19 protein-coding genes and 2 tRNA genes are annotated in these 22,060 nt (G+C 73.3%); 18 read left to right on the top strand and 3 right to left on the bottom strand.

Annotation, left to right across the window (positions count from 1 at the left end):
• Position 1 precedes the first annotated feature (1 nt).
• Positions 2-1,552, bottom strand: coding sequence for a glycosyltransferase family 39 protein (locus tag ACGF13_RS07695; protein ID WP_392869927.1), 1,551 nt, complete (start codon positions 1,550-1,552; stop codon positions 2-4).
• 380 nt (positions 1,553-1,932) lie between these two features.
• Here ACGF13_RS07695 and ACGF13_RS07690 point away from each other — a divergent pair, with 380 nt between their 5' ends.
• From ACGF13_RS07690 to obgE, 5 genes are all read left to right on the top strand, one after another.
• Complete coding sequence (locus tag ACGF13_RS07690) at positions 1,933-2,733, top strand: TIGR03936 family radical SAM-associated protein (protein ID WP_392869925.1); 801 nt, start codon at positions 1,933-1,935, stop codon at positions 2,731-2,733.
• Positions 2,734-3,130: 397 nt separating this feature from the next.
• Positions 3,131-6,781 carry a ribonuclease E/G gene (locus ACGF13_RS07685; RefSeq protein WP_392869923.1) on the top strand — a complete coding sequence of 1,217 codons (3,651 nt, stop codon included), beginning with the start codon at positions 3,131-3,133 and terminating at the stop codon, positions 6,779-6,781.
• 227 nt (positions 6,782-7,008) lie between these two features.
• Positions 7,009-7,326, top strand: coding sequence for a 50S ribosomal protein L21 (gene rplU / locus ACGF13_RS07680; RefSeq protein WP_376162381.1), 318 nt, complete (start codon positions 7,009-7,011; stop codon positions 7,324-7,326).
• Positions 7,327-7,340: 14 nt separating this feature from the next.
• Positions 7,341-7,598: a 50S ribosomal protein L27 gene (gene rpmA / locus ACGF13_RS07675; protein WP_030058248.1), complete on the top strand. Its 258-nt coding sequence runs from the start codon at positions 7,341-7,343 to the stop codon at positions 7,596-7,598.
• 158 nt (positions 7,599-7,756) lie between these two features.
• Positions 7,757-9,238, top strand: a complete 1,482-nt coding sequence (gene obgE / locus ACGF13_RS07670; RefSeq protein ID WP_392869920.1) for a GTPase ObgE — start codon at positions 7,757-7,759, stop codon at positions 9,236-9,238.
• A gap of 84 nt (positions 9,239-9,322) precedes the next feature.
• Here the strand turns inward: obgE and ACGF13_RS07665 are convergent, their stop codons facing one another.
• The gene (locus tag ACGF13_RS07665; RefSeq protein WP_392869918.1) at positions 9,323-10,117 is read right to left on the bottom strand and encodes a hypothetical protein; all 795 of its coding nucleotides are present in this window, start codon (positions 10,115-10,117) and stop codon (positions 9,323-9,325) included.
• Between the two features lie 301 nt (positions 10,118-10,418).
• On the opposite strand from ACGF13_RS07665, the gene proB reads away from it, so the two are divergent.
• The 5 genes from proB (at position 10,419) to ACGF13_RS07640 (ending at position 15,623) form a co-directional block, all read left to right on the top strand.
• Positions 10,419-11,555, top strand: a complete 1,137-nt coding sequence (gene proB, locus ACGF13_RS07660; RefSeq protein ID WP_392869916.1) for a glutamate 5-kinase — start codon at positions 10,419-10,421, stop codon at positions 11,553-11,555.
• 165 nt (positions 11,556-11,720) lie between these two features.
• Complete coding sequence (locus tag ACGF13_RS07655; protein WP_392869914.1) at positions 11,721-12,245, top strand: hypothetical protein; 525 nt, start codon at positions 11,721-11,723, stop codon at positions 12,243-12,245.
• 127 nt (positions 12,246-12,372) lie between these two features.
• On the top strand, positions 12,373-13,695 hold the full coding sequence (locus tag ACGF13_RS07650; protein ID WP_392869912.1) for a glutamate-5-semialdehyde dehydrogenase: 1,323 nt from the start codon (positions 12,373-12,375) through the stop codon (positions 13,693-13,695).
• A gap of 89 nt (positions 13,696-13,784) precedes the next feature.
• Complete coding sequence (locus ACGF13_RS07645; protein ID WP_392869910.1) at positions 13,785-14,369, top strand: hypothetical protein; 585 nt, start codon at positions 13,785-13,787, stop codon at positions 14,367-14,369.
• Between the two features lie 189 nt (positions 14,370-14,558).
• Positions 14,559-15,623 carry a hypothetical protein gene (locus ACGF13_RS07640; RefSeq protein ID WP_392869908.1) on the top strand — a complete coding sequence of 355 codons (1,065 nt, stop codon included), beginning with the start codon at positions 14,559-14,561 and terminating at the stop codon, positions 15,621-15,623.
• Positions 15,624-15,710: 87 nt separating this feature from the next.
• Here the strand turns inward: ACGF13_RS07640 and ACGF13_RS07635 are convergent, their stop codons facing one another.
• Complete coding sequence (locus ACGF13_RS07635) at positions 15,711-16,811, bottom strand: M48 family metallopeptidase (RefSeq protein ID WP_392869906.1); 1,101 nt, start codon at positions 16,809-16,811, stop codon at positions 15,711-15,713.
• A 325-nt stretch (positions 16,812-17,136) separates the two neighbouring features.
• On the opposite strand from ACGF13_RS07635, the gene ACGF13_RS07630 reads away from it, so the two are divergent.
• The 8 genes from ACGF13_RS07630 (at position 17,137) to ACGF13_RS07595 (ending at position 22,015) form a co-directional block, all read left to right on the top strand.
• Complete coding sequence (locus ACGF13_RS07630; protein ID WP_392869904.1) at positions 17,137-17,283, top strand: hypothetical protein; 147 nt, start codon at positions 17,137-17,139, stop codon at positions 17,281-17,283.
• Between the two features lie 210 nt (positions 17,284-17,493).
• Positions 17,494-17,649, top strand: coding sequence for a hypothetical protein (locus ACGF13_RS07625; protein ID WP_181970583.1), 156 nt, complete (start codon positions 17,494-17,496; stop codon positions 17,647-17,649).
• A 123-nt stretch (positions 17,650-17,772) separates the two neighbouring features.
• Entirely contained in the window at positions 17,773-18,405 is a 633-nt protein-coding gene (gene nadD, locus ACGF13_RS07620) for a nicotinate-nucleotide adenylyltransferase (protein ID WP_392869903.1), read from the top strand.
• A 14-nt stretch (positions 18,406-18,419) separates the two neighbouring features.
• Complete coding sequence (locus ACGF13_RS07615; protein ID WP_392869901.1) at positions 18,420-20,291, top strand: LytR C-terminal domain-containing protein; 1,872 nt, start codon at positions 18,420-18,422, stop codon at positions 20,289-20,291.
• Between the two features lie 203 nt (positions 20,292-20,494).
• The gene (gene rsfS, locus ACGF13_RS07610; RefSeq protein WP_355265854.1) at positions 20,495-20,953 is read left to right on the top strand and encodes a ribosome silencing factor; all 459 of its coding nucleotides are present in this window, start codon (positions 20,495-20,497) and stop codon (positions 20,951-20,953) included.
• Positions 20,950-21,600 carry a histidine phosphatase family protein gene (locus ACGF13_RS07605; protein ID WP_392870127.1) on the top strand — a complete coding sequence of 217 codons (651 nt, stop codon included), beginning with the start codon at positions 20,950-20,952 and terminating at the stop codon, positions 21,598-21,600. The genes rsfS and ACGF13_RS07605 overlap by 4 nt, the downstream gene beginning before the upstream one ends.
• Positions 21,601-21,826: 226 nt before the next feature.
• Positions 21,827-21,899 (top strand) — tRNA-Ala (locus tag ACGF13_RS07600).
• A 43-nt stretch (positions 21,900-21,942) separates the two neighbouring features.
• Positions 21,943-22,015: transfer RNA gene (locus ACGF13_RS07595), tRNA-Ala, on the top strand.
• The last annotated feature ends 45 nt before the right edge of the window (positions 22,016-22,060 follow it).

Raw genomic sequence — 22,060 nt, 5'->3', positions numbered from 1 at the left:
GTTAGTGGGTCACGCAGCGGGCGACGGTCCACTGTTCATGCCGGGTCAGTGTCTCGATCCGGGCGCACGTGCGCTGTTCGTCGCGGCGCAGTACCGCCAGGTAGCTGGGAGCGGAATCCAGCGACGGCTCGTTGCCGAAGAAGTAGTAGTGCCGGTAGTTCCGCACCTGGAACACCCCGTCGACGGTTTTGACGTCGCTGTTCGCCTGGAAGTCCTGCGGATCCGCTTTCAGGAAGAACAGGGTTTCCATGTAGTTGAGCGGAAGACGCTCCGAGACGTACACCGGTTCGTCCGGGTGTCGCGCCCCGTCGGCCGACTTCAGCGCGTCGTCGAAACCCTCCCCGAAGGCCCGGGCGATCTGCTTCGGGTGGCGGGTCGTGTAGTCGTGGAAGAACAGCGTGGCGTAGCCGACGGCGGTGGCCATGATGACGGCGACGACGGCCCGTCCGGTCTTGCGGTCGGTCATCGAGCGGTACAGCCCGCTGACGCCGATCGCGGTGAGGGCGATGAGCGGGATGAACAGGGCGTTGGCCCGGTTGCCGTTGGCCGGTACCACGAACAGCAGGATGACCGCGCCCACCAGCCAGAACGTGAACAGGTTCGTCTCGGGGGAGCGGGTGCGGGCCGCGAAGTGGACGCCGAGCGCGGCCAGCGGAATTCCGATCACGCCCAGTGCCAGGAAGCCGTTGGGGACGGTCCACAGGTAGCCGTCGTTGAAACCGCTGGTCACGAAATGGGTGTTGAGTTCGGCCAGGTCCTGGCCGTTGGTGATCTGGTCGAGCCGTGACGACGGGAATTTCGGCACGCTGAACGGCAGGCTGGAGATGAAATCCGGCGAGCGGTGCAGGACGTTGTTGACCAGGATGAACAGCAGCAGCGGCCCGCCGACGACCAGGAATCCCAGCATGCTCAGCCCGACCGGGACCGGGTGCTTCAGCACCGTGCGGTACCGGGTGCACAGGTAGAGCCCCACGATCACCGGCACCACGAAGATCGCCACCCCGTAGGCGTACAGCGCGAGCGCCAGGAACACCAGGGAGAAGGGGATCAGTGTCCGGGGGCGCGACGAGGTGTACGCGTAACCCAGGGTGGTCACTCCGGCGAGCAGGAAGAACGGCAGGATGTTCGACTCCAGTGCCCACCGTGACGCGGTGACGTGCCATGGGGTGACGGCGAGGAGTCCCGCCCCGACCAGGGCCGCGGGGAGGTCCGCGAAACGCCGCAGGGCGACGTACAGCAGCGGGACGGCGCCGATGCCCAGGAGGACCGGAACGAGCCGTACGGAGAGGACGCTCAGGCCGAACAGGCCGACGACCGGCACGCTCAGGTAGGAGAGCAGCACGTTCTGTCCGGAGCCCCAGCTGGGAAAGTAGACCGGCCAGGGATTGCCCCAGCGGTCCGTGCCGTGGGTCAGGAGCGAGAACGTCTCGTATCCGGCGCTGGCCTCATCCTGATTGAGGCCGCCGGGCAGGTCCGGAAAACGCCACAATCTGAGGATTGCCGCGATCACCGTGATCGCGGTGATCGCGATGGTGCTCTTCTGGAGGGTCACGGGACGTTTGATCACGGCGTTATTCGCACAGTCAGAAGGGGAATGAGAGTGGGCATTGCGCATTCCATGTCGGGGTGATTCCCTTCCGTGCCGGTGGATCGCCGTGCATGGCCGATAGATAAACGGATGATATTGGTAGCACTACTGTCGTTGGGTGGGATGCTGCCGAGCCCTGCGGTCGCGCGGGCCCGCCGGCCGGCTGCCCTTTCGGGCGCGGGCGGGGCGAAGGGGCCAGGACCGGCGGGGAAGGGGGACGGGCGGGGCGCGTACCCTTACTGGTGACAGATGTCCGGTGCAGTGACCCGGACCGGGACAGAGTGACGAAGGACTGAGCAACCCTGGCACGCCGTACGCCCGACGGTCCGCCGCCCGCGCCGACGGTGCAGCGGATTCGCCTCCGCTACACCAAGCGCGGCCGGCTCCGTTTCACCAGCCACCGCGACTTCCAGCGCGCCTTCGAGCGCGCCCTGCGCCGGTCCGCCGTTCCGATGGCCTACTCGGCCGGCTTCACCCCGCACCCGAAGGTCTCCTACGCCAACGCGGCCCCGACCGGGGTGGCGAGCGAGGCGGAGTACCTGGAGATCGGCCTGGCCGCGGTCCGCGACCCCGAGCAGCTGCGGGCGCAGCTGGACGAGTCGCTGCCGACCGGCCTGGACGTGATCGACGCGGTCGAGGTGCGGACGCCGAACTTCGTGGAGCGCCTGGAGGCCTCCGAGTGGCTGGTCCGGCTGGACGGCGTCGAGCCCGACGTGGCCGCCGAGGCGGTCGCGCGTTTCCTCGCCGCCGAGCGGGTCGAGGTGGAGCGCCGCACCAAGAACGGCCTGCGGGTCTTCGACGCGCGGGGTGCGGTGGCGGCGCTGGAAGCCGTTCCGGCGCAGGTCGAGGTCGGTACGGATGCCGGGGCCGAAACCGGCCGCGATGTTCGGACCGGCCGTCCCTGTGCGATACTGCGCCTGGTAGTACGACACGCCACACCCGCCGTACGACCCGACGACGTATTGTCCGGTCTCCGTGCGACGGCCGACCTGGCGCCGCCGGTCCCCGCAGAGGTGACCAGGCTGGCGCAGGGGCCGCTCGACGAGGAGACCGGCACGGTGACCGACCCGCTGGCGCTCGACCGCGCCACGGCCCCGGTCGGCTCGGAGCCGGCCGCAGGGCCGCACGCTACCGCGTCCGCCTAGCGGGGGGAGGCCGGGCCCAGTGCCTCACTGGGCCCGACGGTCCTCCAGGGTTCCCGCGGCTCCCCAGGGGAGCGAGCGTCGTCGCAGCACAGGCCTGCCACCCCGGGGCCTGCCGACCGCGAAGGTCGGCCGGTCCGGGACCCCGTCCGGGAGCCACCCGGGGTTGGGGGAAGGCGCAGCTTGGGAAAACCTCAGAAGACTGGTCAGACCAGAAGACTTTCGACACCCCGCCGAGCGCGGGGCGCCGAGCGAGACTACGAGCCCCTGTGCGGCCTCGCGTCCGCGCGGCGGCACCGTCAAAGGGTCCGGTCCCGGCATCGTCGCGATGCCGACCGCCCAGCGGTGCCGTGCCGTGCCCGGATGCGGAGCCCGGGGGCCTGACGGGAGATCCACCCGCATGCTCGATAACACCGATCCGCAGCAGACTGCGGCCACGGAACAGAACGAAACCGCCGCGACCGGTGGCGAGGGCGCGTCCGCCGCGCCGCCGCGCCGTCGTCGCCGGGCGGTGTCCCGCCCGGCGGGCGCCCCGCAGGGTGCCGCCACCGAGGCGGCCGAGACGGTCCTGCCGGCCGACGTGCCTGCGGCCGTCACCGCTGCGGCTCCGGCCGCTGAGGCGGCCGCCGAGCCGGTCGCCGAGAAGCCGGTCCGGGCCCGCCGGACCCGCAAGCGCGCCGAGGCCCCGGCCGGTGCGCCGGAGGCCACCGCGATCGTGGTGACCGCGCCGGAGGCCGTCGAGGCCCCGGTGGCCGAGGCCACCGCGAAGGCGCCGAAGGCCGCCAAGGCCACGAAGACCGAGAAGGCCGCCAAGAGCGACAAGGCCGAGAAGGCCGAGACGGCGGAGAAGGCCGAGACGGCCGAGACGGCCGAGAAGCCCGCCCGGGCCCGCCGCACCCGCAAGCGTGCCGAGGCGCCCGCCGGTGCCCCCGCTGCCGAGGCCGAGGCCCCCGCCGTCGAGGCGCCGGTCGTCGAGACCCCCGCCGTGGAGGCTCCGGCCGCCGAGCCGGCGGCCGAGGAGGCCCCCGCCGCTCCGGCCCGCCGCACCCGCCGCCGTCGCGTGGTCGAGGCCGCGCCGGTCGTCGAGGCCCCGGTGGAGGAGCCCGCCGCCGAGGAGCCGCAGGCCGAGGAGCCCGAGGAGGAGGCCGTCGAGGCCGCCACCGAGGCCCCTGCCGCCCAGCCCGCCGCTGCCGCCCCGGCCGCCGAGGCCGAGCCGCACCACCGGGTGCGCCGCCGCGCCGTCCGCCCGGCCACCGCGGTCTTCCAGGCCCCGGTGTTCCAGGAGCCGGCGACCTTCGTCGCGCCGTCCGCGCCGGAGCAGCCCGCCGTCGCCCCGGCTCCCGCCGCCGCCCAGGCTCCGGCCGAGGCCCCGGCCGTGGCCGGGCGCGAGGAGGAGGACGAGTTCGAGTACAGCGGCGTCGGCCGTCGCCGCCGGGTCCGTACCCGGGTCGAGCCGACCCGCCGCAAGCCGGCCGCCCAGGCCTCGGCGAAGGCCCCGGCGAAGGCCCCGGCGAAGGCTCAGGCCAAGGCGCCGGTCGCGGCGCCCGTCGTCGAGGCCCCGGTCGTTGAGGCGCCCGCCGTGGAGGCCCCCGCCGCCGGTCCGGAGACCGAGGACGAGTGGGAGGACGGCCGTCCGTCGCGCCGTCGCCGCCGGGGCGGTCGCCGCCGTCGCCGCGGCGAGGCCGAGGACTTCGAGGCCGCCGAGGCCGTCGAGACCGAGCAGCCCGCCGCCGAGGAGCCGGCCGAGGCCGTCGCCGAGGAGGAGGGCGAGGAGGACGACGACCTGGCCAGCGGCCTGTCCTCGTCCCGCCGTCGCCGTCGCCGTCGCCGCCGCAGCGGTGAGGCCGGCGCCGTCGAGACCGCCGAGACCACCGAGGACGGCGTCCGCACGGTGGTGAAGGTGCGCGAGCCGCGCCGCCGCTCCACCGAGCCGTCCTTCGACCCGGACGAGGTGCAGTCCATCAAGGGCTCGACCCGTCTGGAGGCCAAGAAGCAGCGCCGCCGCGAGGGCCGCGAGCTGGGCCGCCGCCGGGTGCCGATCATCACCGAGGCCGAGTTCCTGGCCCGCCGCGAGTCGGTCGAGCGCGTCATGGTGGTGCGCCAGAGCGGCCAGCGGACCCAGATCGGCGTCCTCGAGGACGGCGTGCTGGTCGAGCACTACGTCAACAAGGAGCAGGCCACCTCGTACGTCGGCAACGTCTACCTGGGCAAGGTCCAGAACGTGCTGCCGTCGATGGAGGCCGCCTTCGTCGACATCGGCAAGGGCCGCAACGCCGTGCTGTACGCCGGCGAGGTCAACTTCGGCGCGCTGGGCGGCCACGGCGGCCCGCGCCGGATCGAGTCGGTGCTGAAGTCCGGCCAGTCCGTGCTGGTGCAGGTCTCCAAGGACCCGATCGGCCACAAGGGCGCCCGCCTGACCAGCCAGATCTCGCTGCCCGGCCGCTACCTGGTGTACGTGCCCGAGGGCTCGATGACCGGCATCTCGCGCAAGCTCCCCGAGAACGAGCGCGCCCGCCTGAAGCAGATCCTCAAGAAGATCGTCCCGGACGACGCGGGCGTCATCGTGCGCACCGCGGCCGAGGGCGCCTCCGAGGAGGAGCTGACCCGCGACGTCCAGCGCCTCCAGCAGCAGTGGGAGGACATCCAGAAGAAGGCCGCGACCGGCAACGCCCCGGCGCTGCTGTACGGCGAGCCGGACATGACCGTCCGGGTCGTGCGCGACATCTTCAACGAGGACTTCAGCAAGGTCATCGTCTCCGGCGACGAGGCGTGGAAGACCATCCACGAGTACGTCTCCAACGTGGCCCCGGACCTCGCCGAGCGGCTCCAGCGGTGGACCTCCGAGGTGGACGTGTTCGCCACCTACCGGATCGACGAGCAGCTGATGAAGGCGCTGGACCGCAAGGTCTGGCTGCCCAGCGGCGGTTCGCTGGTGATCGACCGCACCGAGGCGATGGTCGTCATCGACGTCAACACCGGGAAGTTCGTCGGCCAGGGCGGCAACCTGGAGGAGACGGTCACCCGGAACAACATCGAGGCGGCCGAGGAGATCGTGCGCCAGCTGCGGCTGCGCGACCTCGGCGGCATCATCGTGATCGACTTCATCGACATGGTGCTGGAGTCCAACCGCGACCTGGTGCTGCGCCGCCTGCTGGAGTGCCTGGGCCGGGACCGGACCAAGCACCAGGTGGCCGAGGTCACCTCGCTGGGCCTGGTCCAGATGACCCGCAAGCGGGTCGGTCAGGGCCTGCTGGAGTCCTTCTCCGAGCCGTGCGTGCACTGCAACGGCCGCGGCGTGATCGTCCACATGGAGCAGCCGAGCACCCACGTCCACGCCCCCGTGGCGGCGGGCGAGGCCGGTGGCGGCAAGCGCCGTCGCCGGGGCAAGGGCGGCGCGGGCCACGAGGAGCCGCAGGCCGTCGAGGCCGCGGTGGCCGTCGTGGCCGAGCCGGTGGCGGTGGAGGCCGTCGCCGAGCCGGCCGAGCCGGTGCGCGAGGAGATCGAGGGCCAGCTGGCCCTGGAGGTCCCGGGCGTCGAGGCCGCGGCCGAGGCGGCCGCGCAGGCCGTGCCGGCCCCGGTCGTCGAGGCTCCCGTGGCCGAGGCCCCGGCCGCCGCTCCGGCGGGCCGTCCGCGTCGTCGCGCCGTGCGCAAGGCGACCGCTCCGGCGGGTTCCCCGGACTCCGCCGAGATCGTGGTGCTCCAGGCCAAGGCCGAGGCGGCGCTGGAGGCGGCCCTGGAGGCCGCCGCCCCGGCGGTCGCGGAAGCCGCTGCCGAGGCCGCCGTCGAGGCGCCGGGCGAGCCGGTCGTGGTCGAGGAGGCCGCGGTCGCCGCCGAGGCTCCGGAGGCCGCCGAGGCCGCTGCCGAGGCTCCGGCCGAGGAGGCGCCGGCGCCGAAGAAGCGGGCCGCCCGCAAGACCGCCGCGAAGAAGACCGCCGCCAAGAAGACCACCACGGCGGCCAAGAAGACCACCGCCCGCAAGACCGCGACCAAGCGGACGAGCGCGGCGGCCAAGAAGGCCGCGGCCGCCGAGGGTGATACGGCGGCCGAGTAGTGCCCACGCCCGGGGCGGGAGCGATCCCGCCCCGGGTCGTACGGGCCGGTTTGCCCCCTGGGCGGCCGGTCCGTATTCTTGACCATCGGCGTGTCTACGCCATGCTCCCGAGCACATCACCTTCCGAGGTCGCCGCGTTCGCGCGGAGGGCCGGGGAGAGGCTCCTGTGTCCGTACCCAGGTGGCTGGCGTCGGGGGTTCCGACCGAGCAAGGAAAGCAGGTACCGCATGTACGCGATCGTTCGCGCAGGCGGCCGCCAGCACAAGGTCGCCGTTGGCGACGTGCTGGAGATCGACCGTATCGAGGCCAAGCCGGGTGACTCGGTCGAGCTCTCGACCATCCTCGTCGTCGACGGTGACGCTGTCACCTCCGACCCGTGGGTCCTGGCCGGCGTGAAGGCTCACGCCGAGGTGGTCGACCAGACCAAGGGTGACAAGATCGTCATCCTGCGTTACAAGAACAAGACCGGCTACCGCCGCCGTCAGGGCCACCGCCAGCGGCACACCGCGGTGCGCATCACCAGCATCGACTCGGTCAGCAAGTAAGGGGATAGCGAAAAATGGCACACAAGAAGGGCGCAAGCTCTACTCGTAACGGCCGTGACTCGAACGCCCAGCGCCTCGGCGTCAAGCGCTTCGGTGGCCAGGTCGTCTCGGCCGGCGAGATCCTCGTCCGCCAGCGCGGCACCCACTTCCACCCGGGTGCCGGTGTCGGTCGCGGTGGCGACGACACGCTGTTCGCGCTGACCGCCGGTGCGGTGCAGTTCGGCAACCGTCGCGGCCGCAAGGTCGTCAACATCGTGGCCGTCGAGGCCTGAGTCCCCGCGGACTCCCGAGTCTGAGCGGACCCACCGGGTCCGGGCGGACTCACCGGGTCTGAGAAGACTCACAGTGAAGGGTGGGCCGGAATTCTCCGGTCCACCCTTCACGCTTTACGCAGGTAGCAAGCAGACTCTCGCGCACTGGAGGCACACCCATGACCACCTTCGTGGACCGCGTCGAACTTCACGTCGCCGCGGGTAACGGGGGCCACGGCTGCGCCTCCGTGCACCGCGAGAAGTTCAAGCCGCTCGGCGGGCCGGACGGCGGCAACGGCGGTGAGGGCGGCAGCGTCATCCTCACCGTGGACTCGCAGGTCACCACCCTGCTCGAGTACCACCACTCGCCCAAGCGCAAGGCCACCAACGGCAAGCCGGGCGCCGGCGGCCACCGCACCGGTGCGGACGGCGAGGACCTCGTCCTGCTGGTGCCGGACGGCACCGTGGTGCTGGACCGCAAGGGCAACGTGCTGGCCGACCTGGTCGGGCACGGCACCAGCTTCGTCGCCGCCCAGGGCGGCCGCGGCGGCCTCGGCAACGCCGCGCTGGCCTCGGCCCGCCGCAAGGCGCCCGGCTTTGCGCTGCTCGGCGAGCCCGGCGAGGCCCGTGACATCGTCATGGAGCTCAAGTCCGTCGCCGACGTGGCCCTGGTGGGCTACCCGAGCGCCGGCAAGTCCTCGCTGATCTCGGTGCTCTCCGCCGCCAAGCCGAAGATCGCCGACTACCCGTTCACCACCCTGATCCCCAACCTCGGCGTGGTCACCGCGGGCGACACCGTCTACACCATCGCCGACGTGCCCGGCCTGATCCCGGGCGCCAGCCAGGGCCGCGGCCTGGGCCTGGAGTTCCTGCGGCACGTGGAGCGCTGCTCGGTGCTGGTGCACGTGCTGGACTGCGCCACCCTGGAGCCCGGCCGTGACCCGCTGAGCGACCTGGAGACCATCGAGGCCGAGCTCGCCGAGTACGGCGGCCTGGAAGACCGGCCGCGTCTGGTCGCGCTCAACAAGGTCGACGTCCCGGACGGCCAGGACATCGCCGACCTGACCCGCGCCTCCCTGGAGGAGCGCGGTTACCGGGTGTTCGAGGTCTCCGCCGCCTCCCGCAAGGGCCTGCGCGAGCTGAGCTTCGCGCTGGGCGGGATCGTCGCCGAGGCGCGCGCCGCCAAGCCGGCCGAGGAGTCCACCCGGATCGTGCTGCGGCCCAAGGCCGTCGACGACGCGGGCTTCACCATCACCGAGGAGGACGGCGCCTACCGCATCCGCGGCGTCAAGCCGGAGCGCTGGGTCCGCCAGACCGACTTCTCCAACGACGAGGCCGTCGGCTACCTCGCCGACCGGCTGGCCCGCCTCGGCGTCGAGGACCGGCTCTGGAAGGTCGGGGCGCACGAGGGTGACACCGTCATCATCGGCCCGGACGAGAACGCCGTCGTCTTCGACTGGGAGCCGACCATGGCCGCCGGTGCCGAGATGCTCGGCCGCCGCGGTGAGGACCACCGAATGGAGACCCAGCGCCCGGCGGTCGACCGCCGCCGCGAGAAGCAGAAGGGCCGGGACGCGGCCGAGGCCGAGTTCCTCGCCTTCGAGGCGCTCTCCAGCGGCCGCCAGGCCGCCATCGAGGGCGACGACGACGAGGACCACTGAGCTTCGTAGCTCTTCGAGTCGAACGGCCCCCGCCACCTGTCGAGGTGGCGGGGGCCGTTTCGCGTGCTCAGTGGCGACGGAGCGTCACTTGGTCCAGGAGGCCTGGAGCTTCAGCAGGTCCGTCAGGTCGGTGTAGCCGACGACGGCCGGGGTGTTCCCGAGGGTGGTGATGATGGTGCAGCCCTTGACCTCGGTGCCCTTGGCCACGCCCTGGAACTTCGCACTGGTGCACTTGGGCAGCGGGGTCGCGGCGGTCATGGCGTTGACGCCCTTCTTGCCGTTGGTGTCGAAGAGCACGAACTTCGAGTCCGGGGCGGTGAAGGAGAGGCTGGCGTCCCCGAGGTTCTTGATGGTGTAGCTGACGTACATCGGGGTGCGGCCTTCCAGGCCGACGAGGTTGATCTTGGCGGCGGTGAAGTCCTGCAGCGAACCGACCTCGACACCGGTGACGGTGATCTCCAGCTTGGTGGCGACCTTGGAGGTCTTGTCGGCGAAGTCCACGGTGGCGGGCTGGCCGATCTTCACGCTGCTCGCGGCCGCCGGGATCGCACCGGCACCGGCCCCGCCGGCCGCGGTGCCGGCCGTACCGGCCCCGCCGGCCGTCGCGGCGCCGCCCGCCGCCGCACCGCCCGCGGCGGCGCCGCCGGTCGCCGCACCCGACGGGGCCGCGGTCGAACCGCCGGCCGCGCCCCCCGCGGCCGCGCCTCCGGCGGTGGCCCCCGGAGCCGCGCCGCTCTGGGCCGGGGCAGCGCCGGTGGCGCCGCCGGTACCGGCCGGAGTGTCCGCGTTGTCCGGTCCGCAGGCCGCGAGCGACAGGGCGGTGGCCGCCGCGAGCGCGGCGACGGTCAGCTTGGTGGTGTACGAACGCATGGTGCGCATTTCTCCTGGGCGCACGGCCGCGACCGTTGCCGGCCTTTGCCCAGTGCGGCGCCGCCCGTCGTGAACAGGAAGGGTCGATGACGACATGGGTCCAGCGGGCAAGAAGCCGTCCCCCGATCTGGCTTGTGGTCAGGGACCATACCAGGCCCCCGGATCGGCGGCCGGGCTGTGGCGAGCCCGTGACCTGCCCGGGTCCGGACGGTGAAACACCCCATGGGTGACCTGCGCCGATCGCGTAGATTTCGGGGGTGACGGCCGGGCCCGGGCCCAGCCGCACCACACCGGAAGGGCGTACAGCGAGATGAGTGAGGACTCTCTGCGGGAGGAGGTGCTGACCGCGCGGCGGATCGTCGTCAAGGTCGGCTCCTCCTCCCTGACCACGGCGACCGGCGGCCTGGACGCCGACCGCGTCGACGCCCTGGTGGACGCGCTCGCCAAGCTGCGCGGCCGCCCCGAGGCGCCGGAGGTCGTGCTCGTCTCCTCCGGCGCCATCGCCGCCGGGCTCGCCCCGCTCGGCCTGGACCGGCGGCCCAAGGACCTGGCCCGCCAGCAGGCCGCCGCCAGCGTCGGCCAGGGCCTGCTGGTCGCCCGCTACACCGCCTCCTTCGCCCGGTACGGCATCCGGGTCGGCCAGGTGCTGCTCACCGCCGAGGACGCCAGCCGGCGCGCCCACTACCGCAACGCCTACCGCACCCTGGACCAGCTGCTGGCGATGGGCGCGATGCCGATCGTCAACGAGAACGACACCGTCGCCACCGCCGAAATCAAGTTCGGCGACAACGACCGGCTCGCCGCGCTCGTCGCCCACCTGGTCCGGGCCGACCTGCTGGTGCTGCTCTCCGACGTGGACGGCCTGTACGACGGCGACCCGTCCCGCCCCGGCAGCAGCCGGATCGCCGAGGTGCGCGGCCCGCGGGACCTCGACGGCATCGAGATCGGCAGCGCCGGCAAGGCCGGGGTCGGCACCGGCGGCATGGTCACCAAGGTCGAGGCGGCCCGGATCGCCACCGGCGCGGGCATCCCGGTGGTGCTCACCGCCGCCAGCCAGGCCGCGGACGCGCTGGCCGGCCGGCCCACCGGCACCCTCTTCCTGCGCACCGGCAGCCGCACCTCCGACCGGATGCTCTGGCTGGCCCACGCGAGCAGCCCGCGCGGGTCGCTGCACCTGGACGAGGGCGCCGTCCGGGCCGTCGTCTCCGGCGGCGCCTCGCTGCTGCCGGCCGGGGTCACCAGGGTCGACGGGGAGTTCGCCGCGGGTGATCCGGTGGACCTTCTTGCCGAAAACGGCCACATCGTGGCTCGCGGACTGGTCAACTTTGATGCGAGGGAGTTGCCCCGCCTGCTCGGCCGGTCCACCCGCGACCTGGCCCAGGAGTTCGGCGCCGCGTACGAGCGCGAGGTCGTCCACCGCGACGACCTGGTCGTTCTGCGCGACTGACCGGCCCGGCGGGCCGGCACCGGCCGATCGGCGCAGCGCGGACGGCGGGCCGCTCCGTACCGGGAGCGGCCCGGCCACGGGCGAGGAGGGGCGCAGCCGTCCCGGTCGGCCGAGGCCGACGGGGCCGGTGGGGACGACAGGACATCGCCGAACAGGAGGCCGCCGGTGGAACGCAGGCGCGAGGCAGCGCTGACCGCAGGGACGGCGGGCCGGCGGCTGACCAGCATCGACGGCGGACGCGGGGACGGCCCCGCCGAGCCGGCCGGTCCGCCGTCGCAGAGGCCCGGCGGGGTGCGCAGACTGCGGCCCGAACGCGACCGGGCGGCCCAGCCGCCGACCGTGCCCGAGCAGGCCCGGCTGTGGCACGTGGTGCTGAGCGTGGCCGGGCAGGTCACCCCGCTGCCCTCGCTGCGCGCTTCGCTGGAGCAGCTGGCGCACGACCACTCGTTCTTCCTGACCGCCCGTTACGCGGCCGACCACGCCGAGATCCGCTACTGGGAGCAGGCCCGGGACCTCCACGACGCGGCGGCCATCGCGCTGCGGCTGTGGGGCGAACACAAGGTCACCGCGAAGCTGCCGCCCTGGGAGATCGTCGGGCTGGAGGTGGTCGACCGGGCGACGTACCACAAACGGGTGGCGGAGGGCTTCGGTGATCCGCCGCCGCACCTGGGCGGGGTGCACCCGTACTGAGCCGCGCCGCCCGGTCGGGGCGGGGGTCGTCGGGCTGCGGGCCGTCGGGGCGGGGGCCGTCGGGGCGGCGTCTCATCGGGCGAAATGCCGCCCGGGCGGGGCCGGTGCAGTCGCTACCCTTGGCGGCATGACCAGCGATCTCGCCACCGCCGACAGTCCCGTCCTCGCCGTAGCGCGCCGAGCCCGGGAGGCCGCCGCCGCGCTCGCCCCACTGCCGCGCGCCGCGAAGGACGCCGCGCTGCTGGCGATCGCGGACGCGCTGGTGGCCCGCAGCGCCGAGATCGTCGCGGCCAACGCCGAGGACGTGGAGCGGGCCCGGGCGGCCGGAACGGCCGAGTCGGTGGTCGACCGGCTGACCCTGACCGACGAGCGGATCGCCGCGATCGCCTCCGACGTGCGCGACGTGGCCGGCCTGCCCGACCCGGTCGGCGAGGTGGTGCGCGGCTACACCCTGCCCAACGGCCTGGACGTGCGGCAGGTCCGGGTGCCGCTCGGCGTGGTCGGCATCATCTACGAGGCCCGCCCGAACGTCACCGCGGACGCCGCCGCGCTCTGCCTCAAGTCCGGCAACGCGGTGCTGCTGCGCGGCTCCGCCTCCGCCTACCGCTCCAACACCGCGCTGGTCGCCGTGGTGCGCGACGCCGTCGTCGCGGCCGGGCTGCCCGCCGACGCGGTCCAGCTGGTGCCGGGGGAGAGCCGGGACTCGGTGCAGGAGCTGATGCGCGCCCGCGGCTACGTGGACGTGCTGATCCCGCGCGGCGGCGCCTCGCTGATCCGCACCGTGGTCGAGGGCTCGACCGTCCCGGTGATCGAGACCGGCACCGGCAACTGCCACGTCTACGTGGACGCCGAGACCGACCTGGCGATGGCCGTCGGCATCCTGCTGAACTCCAAGGCGCAGCGGGTCAGCGTCTGCAACGCGGCCGAGACGCTGCTGGTCCACCAGGACGTCGCGGAGGCCTTCCTGCCGCTCGCGCTGGCGGCGCTCGCCGAGGCCGGGGTGACCGTGCACGGCGACGAGGCGGTGCGGAAGGCCGCCGAGGGCGGCCCGGCCACCGTGGTGCCGGCCACCGACGAGGACTGGGGCGCCGAGTACCTCTCGCTGGACCTCGCCGCCGCCGTGGTGCCCTCGCTGGACGCCGCCGTCGCGCACATCCGCCGCTGGTCCTCCGGCCACACCGAGGCGATCGTCACCACCTCGCAGGCCGCCGCCCGCCGCTTCACCCGGCTGGTGGACTCCACCACGGTGGCCGTCAACGCCTCCACCCGCTTCACCGACGGCGGCGAATTCGGCTTCGGCGCCGAGATCGGCATCTCCACCCAGAAGCTGCACGCCCGCGGCCCGATGGGCCTGCCCGAGCTGACCAGCACCAAGTACATCGTCACTGGTGACGGGCACGTCCGCGGCGAGAGCACGCAGACCGTCGGCGGCGCCGCGGACGACCGCTGAACGGCGCGTGAGGGGCGTCCGTCACACGTGCGATGGACCAACTGCCGGGAGCCACAGACAAATCGCCCGACCGGTAATACGCTGAATCCGTGGCTGAGGATGTGGGGGGCTTCCCGTACCCCGACGGCGCCGACCACGGTGGTGCGGACGACGAGTTCGCCACCGTGGTCCTCGATGAGGCCTTCGTCCGGTCCGCCGCCGTGCACGAGCCGACCGCCAAGGAGCGGCAACTCGCCGCCGCCGAGGCCCGGTTCGAGCCGGACACCGCGGGTCCGGGCTGGGGCCGTGACGTCCCGGCAGGGGACGGGTTGCCGCTGGAGCTGCGCCCGTACCCGAGCGGGCTCGACGCGGACCACCTCTACCCCGACCCGTGGTCGGGGCCGGACCGGGCGGGCGACCGCAGGGTCCGGCGGCGGTGGCGACGCGGCTACGACCCGGTGCGCGCCCGCGGGCGGTACGTCGCCCAGCAGCGCTGGCACCGGCCGGTGGCCTGGGTGCTCGCCGTGATCATGGGCGTGGGCCTGGTGGCGGTCGCGGTCGCGGCGGTCTACCAGGGCGTGGGCGGCTCCGCGGGCACACCCAGACGCCCCGAGTCCGGCAGCAGCAGCGCCGGGGTCGGCCCGGGGCAGGCCCCGGCGGAACCCCCGCTGGTGGTCACGGCGCCGACCGGATAGCCCGGTCGGCGCGGTCGGCGGGTCGGTACGGTCTGCTGGGCGGCACGGGCGGCACGGGCGGCGCGGGCGACGGGTCGGCGCGGTCGGCCCGGGCGCGGGCGCACGCCCCGGGGCGGTGGTCACGGAGCGTTCCCGGGAATGTACGCCCGGACCCTCGTGGCGACGCTGGTGTCCGCCTACCCTGGTGGTGTGGGTGACCCGCGAGAGCCTCCTGAGGGTGCGCCCGAGGGCGGCTCCGGCAACGAGGACGAATTCCGGTCCGTCGTCTTCGACGAATCGTTCGTCCGGGCTGCCCGGATCCGGGAACTGTCCGCCCGGGAGCGGCTGTCGGGCTCCTTCGGCAAGGCCACCCGGCCGCGGGTGCGACTCGGCCCGCTGGGCACCGTGCCGCGCCAGGCGCTCGTGCTGCTGCTGCTCATCCTGCTGGCCTTCGGGGCCGCGGTGTACTTCGGGGTGACCTCGCCGAAAGGGACCGCGGCGCGGCCCGAGGGCAGTCAACTGACCGTCAGTCTGGTCGCGTTGGCCCCGGCCTCGGCCGTCCAGCCGGTCGCCGACGGGGCGGACCCGTTCGCGGCGCTGCCGGCCGGGTACGGGGACGGCGCGCTCGGGCTGAACACCCCGACCGGGGCCGCCACCGGGCACTTCAGCCGGGTCGAGGTGGCCAAGGCGCTCGACACCGTCCAGCGCTACCTGGTCGCCTCCTCGTTCTCCCCGGCCGTGCTGGTCCAGGGCTCCACCGCCGAGGTGCGGGACTTCGTCACGCCCGGTGAGCAGTCGGAGTTCGACGCGAGCGTGGCGCAGCCGGTGGACGACCGGCACCACGCGGTGACCGGCTGGATGGTCCGCTTCGACCCGGCGCAGGTCGCACTGGCCTCGAACACCGTGAAGGTGGCCGGTGCGATGCGGGTCGACGAGGCGGACAGCGGGACGCTGCAGATCACCACCGACCACACCTTCGTCTACGCGCTGAAGCCGGCCGGGGCCCCGGCCGGAGCGCCGGTCACCCTGGAGACCGTGCGGCGGCAGCTGACCTTCGAGTTCGACCGGGTGGACCTGGCCGCGGGCCAGCTGCGGCTGGTGGACTCGGTGGTGCAGGCCGGGCCGGAGCCCTGCGGCACCTCGACGGCGGGCTTCCTGCAGCCGGTGCTGGCCACCGCGCAGGGCACGGTGGTCGCGCCGCCGACGCCGGTCGACCCCGGCAACCACGCCCGGCCGGGCTGGCAGGTGTGCGGGGTGCTGGCGGCGGGCGGCTGAGGCGCGCCGGACCTGGCGGGGGCCGGGAACGGCACGGCGGCCGGGGCCCCGGGCGGGACACCGGCCGCCGCGCCGTTCGCGGTGGGGTCAGCTGCCGTCGCGGTCCGCGGAGCCGTTGCCCGAGGCGCCGGTGCCGGACGAGCCGTTGCCCGAGGAGCCGTTGCGGGCGCCGTTGCCGGTGAAGGTGTCGCGGAGCTTGCCGCCGACGGTCGCTGCGCCGCCGGCGACGTCCCGGAGCAGGCCCATCAGCGGGTCCTTGCTCTCCTTGACCGAGGTCGTGTAGTGCTCGGCGGCGGCCTTCCACTGGTCGGTGACCGAGGCGTCCGGGTCGTCCGAGCGGCGCGGGTAGGCGCCGGCCATGATCGAGCGGTAGTCGTCGCTCTCCGCCCACTTCTTCAGCTGGGCGACCCGGACCACCGCGAAAGGGTGGGTCTGCGGCAGCAGCTGGAGCACCTTGAGCACGCCGTCGCGCAGGTCGCCGGCCTTCTCGTACTCCTCGGCCTGCTCCAGGAACGCGTCGACGTTCATCTCGGCCAGGTTGTGGCCGCCGGCCAGCTTCATCAGGGCCCGCATGGAGGCCTGGAGGTCCTGCCCGGCGAGCAGGCCGGCCCGGTCACTGGACAGCTCCGCCTTGCGGAACCACTCCTTGAGCGCGGTGATGATCGCGGTGATCGCCAGGTTGCCCAGCGGCACCCAGGCGATCCGGGTGGCGATGTTGGTGAGGATCATCAGCATCGTCCGGTAGACGGCGTGGCCGGACATCGCGTGGCCGACCTCGTGGCCGATGACCGAGCGCAGCTCCTCCTCGTCCAGCAGCTCGACCAGGCCGCTGGTGATCACGATGATCGGGGTGTCGATGCCGATGCAGTACGCGTTGACCGTCGGGTCCTGGGAGACGTACAGGTCGGGGACCTGGTCCAGGTCGAGCACGTAGGCGGCGTCGCGCACCATGTCGTGGAGCTCCGGGAACTGGCGCTCGGAGGTCTTCACGGCGGTGGCCAGGAACATCAGCCGGATCGCCCGCTCGGAGACCAGGCCGGCCAGCTTCTTCAGGATGTCGTCGAAGCCGGTCAGCCTGCGCAGCGCGACCAGGGCCGAGCGGTCCGCCGGGTGCTCCCAGGCCCGGGTGGAGATCCCGGGAAAGCGCTCGCGGCGGCGGCTCGGGGTCTTCACGGTCGTGTCGGTCATGGTCTGAGTACCCTCCTGGTCGACGGCGGCCGCGGCCCGCTGGCCGGCCCCCCGCTGGTCTTCGCCTGCAACGACTGTCTGTGCAACGTGTGCGGTTGCGTACTCGTCCCCGAGGGGTCAGCGTACGCGCGGTCCGCCCGGCGGACGGCGGGGGCGGGGGCGGGGCGTCACGGGGCGGGCGGGTGCCGGCGCGGTGGGTGCCGGCCCGGCGGGCGCGTCACCGGGGCCGGTGGGCGGCGCCGGTGTGAGGCCGGTTTAACCTGAGGTTTGGACGACCGAGACCGGATCCGGCCGCGGTACCGAGCAGTTCGAGGAGCCCCCGCAGATGTCCACCGAGACGCTTGTCAGCCTGGCCGCACCCATCTCCGACGAGACCGGTCCGGGCCTGTTCCTGCGGATCATCGTGATCGCGTCCTTCGTGGGCATCGGCCTGCTGGTCTGGATCATGGCCCGCGCCTTCAAGAACAACTAGGCCGGCCGGTTGCCGGTCCTTCCCCGGCCCGTTCCCGGTTCCTTCCCCGGCCCGTTCCCGGCCCTCCCGCGGGTGCGCGCTCACGCCCGGTCAGCGGCGGTGGGCCGCCGAGCGGTTGCGGTGTAACCCCCCGTACGATGACGGGTGGGCCCTCACCGGCCCGGAACCACCCCCAGGTCCGTTCACCGAGCCGAGAAGGTCCCGCCGACCATGAGCACTGCTGCCGCACTCCCCGTTCTGAACCTGCTCGCCGAGGGCGAGGGGGGCAACCACGACAGTCTGAACCCGGCCCTGACCGGTGGCGCCGCGCTGGTCATCCTGCTGGTCCTGCTCTTCATCACCACCCGCTTCAACCGGGACCGCTGAGCCCGGTCCTGGGGCCGCTCGGGGAGCGTCCGGCCACCGGCCGGCCGCTCCCTCACGCATCTGCGGAGAACCCCCACCCGGCCGTTCCCGCACCGTAACGGGTGTCGCGTAAGGTGTGGCGGCATGGGAGAGCAGGCCGGGAATCCCGGCGGACCGGAACCGGTGAAGAAGCGCCTCGGCGTGATGGGCGGCACCTTCGACCCGATCCACCACGGCCACCTCGTCGCCGCCAGTGAGGTCGCGAGCGCGTTCCACCTGGACGAAGTGGTCTTCGTACCGACCGGACAGCCGTGGCAGAAGAGCGACCGGCACGTCACCCCGGCCGAGGACCGCTACCTGATGACGGTCATCGCCACCGCCGAGAACCCGCAGTTCTCGGTCAGCCGGATCGACATCGACCGCGACAGCCCGACGTACACCGTCGACACCCTGCGCGACCTGCACGCCCTGCACCCGGACGCCGACCTCTTCTTCATCACCGGCGCGGACGCGCTCGCCCAGATCCTGTCCTGGCGCGACTCCGACGAGCTCTTCTCGCTGGCCCACTTCATCGGCTGCACCCGCCCCGGGCACACTCTGTCGGACGCCGGGCTTCCGGTGGGCGGGGTCTCCCTGGTGGAGGTCCCGGCGCTGGCCATCTCCTCCACGGACTGCCGCAACCGGGTCGCCAAGGGCGAGCCGGTCTGGTACCTCGTCCCGGACGGCGTGGTCCGCTACATCGACAAGCGGGCGCTGTACGCGCCGCGCGGGGACTGATCCAGGAGCGGTGCATGACTGATCGCAACGACGGCCGGCGGCCGGAGGACTGGTCCACCGGGCAGTACCAGCAGCCGTACCAGGGATACCAGCAGCAGCAGGCGCAGCAGCCTCCGCAGCAGCAGCAGTTGCAACCGCAGTCGTACGAGCAGCAGCAGTACGACCAGTACGGGCAGCCGGTGTACGGGCAGGACCCGTACGGCTACCAGCAGCAGGGCTACCAGGGGTACGACGGGTACCAGCAGGGCGACCACACCGGGCAGTTCCCGCCGCAGCAGCCGCAGTCGTACGGGCAGCAGTACGAGCAGCAGCAGTACGACCAGTACGGGCAGCCGGTGTACGGGCAGGACCCGTACGGCTACCAGCAGCAGGGCTACCAGGGGTACCAGCAGCAGCCGTACCAGGCCGCCGCCCCGGCCACCGCCGAGCCGCAGGCCGAGGCCGCCGCGCCTCCCGCCGCCGTGCCCACCGCCCCCACCGCTGCCGCGGCGGCCACCGCCGCCGCCCCGCCGCGTCCGCGGGTGCTCCGGCCCGCCGCCGAGCCGGAGTCGGCGACGGCGCCGGCCAAGGCCGGGCCGCCGTCCGAGCAGGTCGCCGGGGCGCGGGCCGGGAAGGCCGGGAGCAAGGCGCCCAGGGACAGCTACCCGACGGGCGAGTTCACCTTCGTCGACGAGGAGGCGGAGGAGACCGAGGACGTCATCGACTGGCTGAAGTTCGCCGAGTCCCGCAGCGAGGTGCGCGCCGAGCGCCGCCGCAAGCTGCGCAACCGGCTGATCGGCCTCGGTGTGGTGGTGGCGCTCGCGGCCGGCGGCGTCGGCGGCTACCTCTTCCTCTCCGGCGACAAGCCGAGCGCGGCCACCGCCGCCGGCGGGCGCCAGGTCAACGTCGTCCACCTGCGCGACCTCCAGGGCAAGGTGTCCAGCGCGCTGCTGGTCAACGACGCCTCCGGGAAGAAGGGCACGGTGCTGCTGCTGCCCGACAACCTGCGGCTGCCCGGCCCGGGGGACCCGCCGGTCACCACGATCGGCCAGTCCATGGACGGCATCGGCGCCTCGGCGACCCGCGAGGGCCTGTCCACCGTGCTCGGCGCCCCGGTCGCCGGCACCTGGCGACTGGACACCCCGTACCTGGAGCTGCTGGTCTCCCAGCTCGGCGGCGTCCGGGTGGACACCAACGCCGAGACCCACGAGGGCGGCAAGCCGGACGGCAAGCTGCTGTCCGCGGCCGGGAAGAACACCATGCTCAGCGGGAAGGCGGCGGTCGCGTACGCCACCCTGCAGAACCCCGGCGAGAACCGGGACGCCCAGCTGGCCAGGTTCGGGCAGGTCATGGACGCCGTGGTGCGCACCATGCCGACCGAGTTCAAGGACGCCAAGGACGACGTGCACCGGATGAACGCGGTGCTCGACCCCTCGCTGCCCGAGGACGCCCTCGCCGGGGTGCTCGTCCAGCTCGCCCAGCAGGCGAAGGACGGCCACTTCGGGACCACCGCGCTGACCGTCAAGCCGGACGGCAGCCTGGACGAGGCGACGGCGGGCAAGCAGGTCAAGGACGTGCTGGGCGGCACCGTGAAGTCCGCGGCCGTCGGCGACGCCCCGGCCCGGGTCGCGCTCCAGGACGGCAGCGGCAACGACGCCGCGGCGGCCGCCGCGCAGGTCCAGATCGTCAACTCCGGCCTGACCTTCATCCCGGGCGGCGCCAAGGCCGCCCCGCAGGCCGCCAGTGAGATCCGCTACACCGACGACACCCGGCAGGGCGCGGCGAAGTCGCTGGCGACCAGCCTCGGGCTGCCGGACACGGCGGTGAAGAAGGTGACCGGCGACACCCAGAACGCGGACCTGCTGGTCGTGCTCGGCAAGGACTACCAGCCGCCGAAGAACCAGTAGGGCGGTGGCCCGGCTCCGATCCGGGTCCGGCTGAGGCTCCGACCGTCCCCGACCGGCCCTGACCGTCACCGGCCCCGGCCCGGTGACGGTCGGGGCCCGGGGCGCGTAAATCGGTTCCGGGCCCGCCCGGGCGGCGTGAGATCCTGGAAGGCGACCCCGGCCGTGCGCCGGGGCGCCCCAAGCCGCCGAGCCGGAAGAACACCGTGACCGTCACCGACCACAGCCAGCAGCTCATCACCGTCGCCGCGCAGGCGGCGGCCGACAAGCTTGCGCACAACATCATCGCCTTCGACGTCAGCGAGGTGCTGTCGATCACCGACGCCTTCCTGATCGCCTCCGCGAACAACGACCGCCAGGTCCGCTCGATCGCCGAGGAGATCGAGGACCAGCTGCGCGAGCAGCTGGACATCAAGCCGGTGCGCCGCGAGGGCGAGCGCGAGGGCCGCTGGATCCTGCTCGACTACCTGGACATCGTCGTGCACGTCCAGCACTCCGAGGAGCGCTCCTTCTACTCGCTGGACCGCCTCTGGAAGGACTGCCCCGAGCTGCCGCTTCCCGAGGACGCCCTGGCCTCCCGCAACCGCCCGGACGCGTACACCGACGAGGCCGGCAACGCCGTCGCCCCCGCCGACGACTTCGGCAAGCCCGAGGATCTGCACTGAGCCGGGGCACGCGGGGCCCGCGCATCGTCTTCTGGCGGCACGGCCAGACCTCCTGGAACCTCGAATCGCGATTCCAGGGCACCACGGACATCGAGCTGACCGGCCAGGGCGTCCTCCAGGCCCAGCGGGCGGCCCGGCTGCTCTCCGGGCTCCGTCCCGACCTGCTGATCTCCTCGGACCTCCAGCGGGCCCGGCGCACCGCCGCGGAGCTGGCCGAGGTCACCGGGCTCGACGTGCAGCACCACGAGGGCCTGCGGGAGACGTTCGCGGGCTCGTGGCAGGGCCTGACCAACGCCGAGATCCGTGAGCGCTACCCGGAGGAGTACGAGGCCTGGGCGGCCGGCGAGCCGGTGCGGCGCGGCGGTGACGGCGAGCTGGCCACCGAGGTCGCCGACCGCTCGGTGCCGGTGGTCCTGGAGGCCGTCGGCAAGCTCCCGGAGAACGGCACGCTGGTGGTGGTCAGCCACGGCGGGACGATCCGCACCATGCTCGGGCGGCTGCTCGACCTGGAGTCGGCCCAGTGGGAGCGGTTCGGCGGGCTGTCCAACTGCTGCTGGTCGGTGCTCGGCCACGGGGCGCGCGGCTGGCGCCTGCTGGAGCACAACGCGGGCACGCTCCCGCAGCCGGTGATCGGCGACGACACCTGACCGTTGCCGTACCGGCTCGGGCGGCAGCGGGTGCCGGGGGCCCTCAGGGGCCCTCGGCCGGGGTGCGGCGAGGGCGCGGAGGGCAGGCTCGGCGGGGGTCCGGAGGGGTGCTCGGCGGGGGTCCGGAAGGGCGGATTTCGCAGTTCCGGCCCTGACCAGCTAGAGTCTTCCTCGTTCGCAGGGAAGGAACGCGGCCCGGAAGGGAAGCGGGAGATCCGGTGAGTGCGGGGCTATAGCTCAGTTGGTAGAGCGCTTGCATGGCATGCAAGAGGTCTGGGGTTCAATTCCCCATAGCTCCACTCCGCATCGGCGGTCGTGGTCAGCCAGGGTCGCCCGTGTCGCGGGGCTATAGCTCAGTTGGTAGAGCGCTTGCATGGCATGCAAGAGGTCTGGGGTTCAATTCCCCATAGCTCCACAGGAGTTCGGAAGGCCGTCACCCAAGGGGTGGCGGCCTTCCGGC

It is taken from the genome of Kitasatospora sp. NPDC048286, assembly GCF_043201735.1.
Taxonomy (GTDB): Bacteria; Actinomycetota; Actinomycetes; order Streptomycetales; family Streptomycetaceae; genus Kitasatospora.
The sequence above is the reverse complement of the archived record's forward strand: the minus strand, read 5'-3'. Positions and strand labels throughout refer to the sequence as shown.

Excerpts from the sequence above, each read along its gene's own strand:
- ACGF13_RS07685 (WP_392869923.1), top strand. The coding sequence starts at position 3,131 with ATGCTCGATAACACCGATCCGCAGCAGACTGCGGCCACGGAACAGAAC.
- rplU (WP_376162381.1), top strand. The coding sequence starts at position 7,009 with ATGTACGCGATCGTTCGCGCAGGCGGCCGCCAGCACAAGGTCGCCGTT.
- rpmA (WP_030058248.1), top strand. The coding sequence starts at position 7,341 with ATGGCACACAAGAAGGGCGCAAGCTCTACTCGTAACGGCCGTGACTCG.
- obgE (WP_392869920.1), top strand. The coding sequence starts at position 7,757 with ATGACCACCTTCGTGGACCGCGTCGAACTTCACGTCGCCGCGGGTAAC.
- ACGF13_RS07665 (WP_392869918.1), bottom strand. The coding sequence starts at position 10,117 with ATGCGCACCATGCGTTCGTACACCACCAAGCTGACCGTCGCCGCGCTC.
- proB (WP_392869916.1), top strand. The coding sequence starts at position 10,419 with ATGAGTGAGGACTCTCTGCGGGAGGAGGTGCTGACCGCGCGGCGGATC.
- ACGF13_RS07650 (WP_392869912.1), top strand. The coding sequence starts at position 12,373 with ATGACCAGCGATCTCGCCACCGCCGACAGTCCCGTCCTCGCCGTAGCG.
- ACGF13_RS07635 (WP_392869906.1), bottom strand. The coding sequence starts at position 16,811 with ATGACCGACACGACCGTGAAGACCCCGAGCCGCCGCCGCGAGCGCTTT.
- ACGF13_RS07630 (WP_392869904.1), top strand. The coding sequence starts at position 17,137 with ATGTCCACCGAGACGCTTGTCAGCCTGGCCGCACCCATCTCCGACGAG.
- ACGF13_RS07625 (WP_181970583.1), top strand. The coding sequence starts at position 17,494 with ATGAGCACTGCTGCCGCACTCCCCGTTCTGAACCTGCTCGCCGAGGGC.
- nadD (WP_392869903.1), top strand. The coding sequence starts at position 17,773 with ATGGGAGAGCAGGCCGGGAATCCCGGCGGACCGGAACCGGTGAAGAAG.
- ACGF13_RS07615 (WP_392869901.1), top strand. The coding sequence starts at position 18,420 with ATGACTGATCGCAACGACGGCCGGCGGCCGGAGGACTGGTCCACCGGG.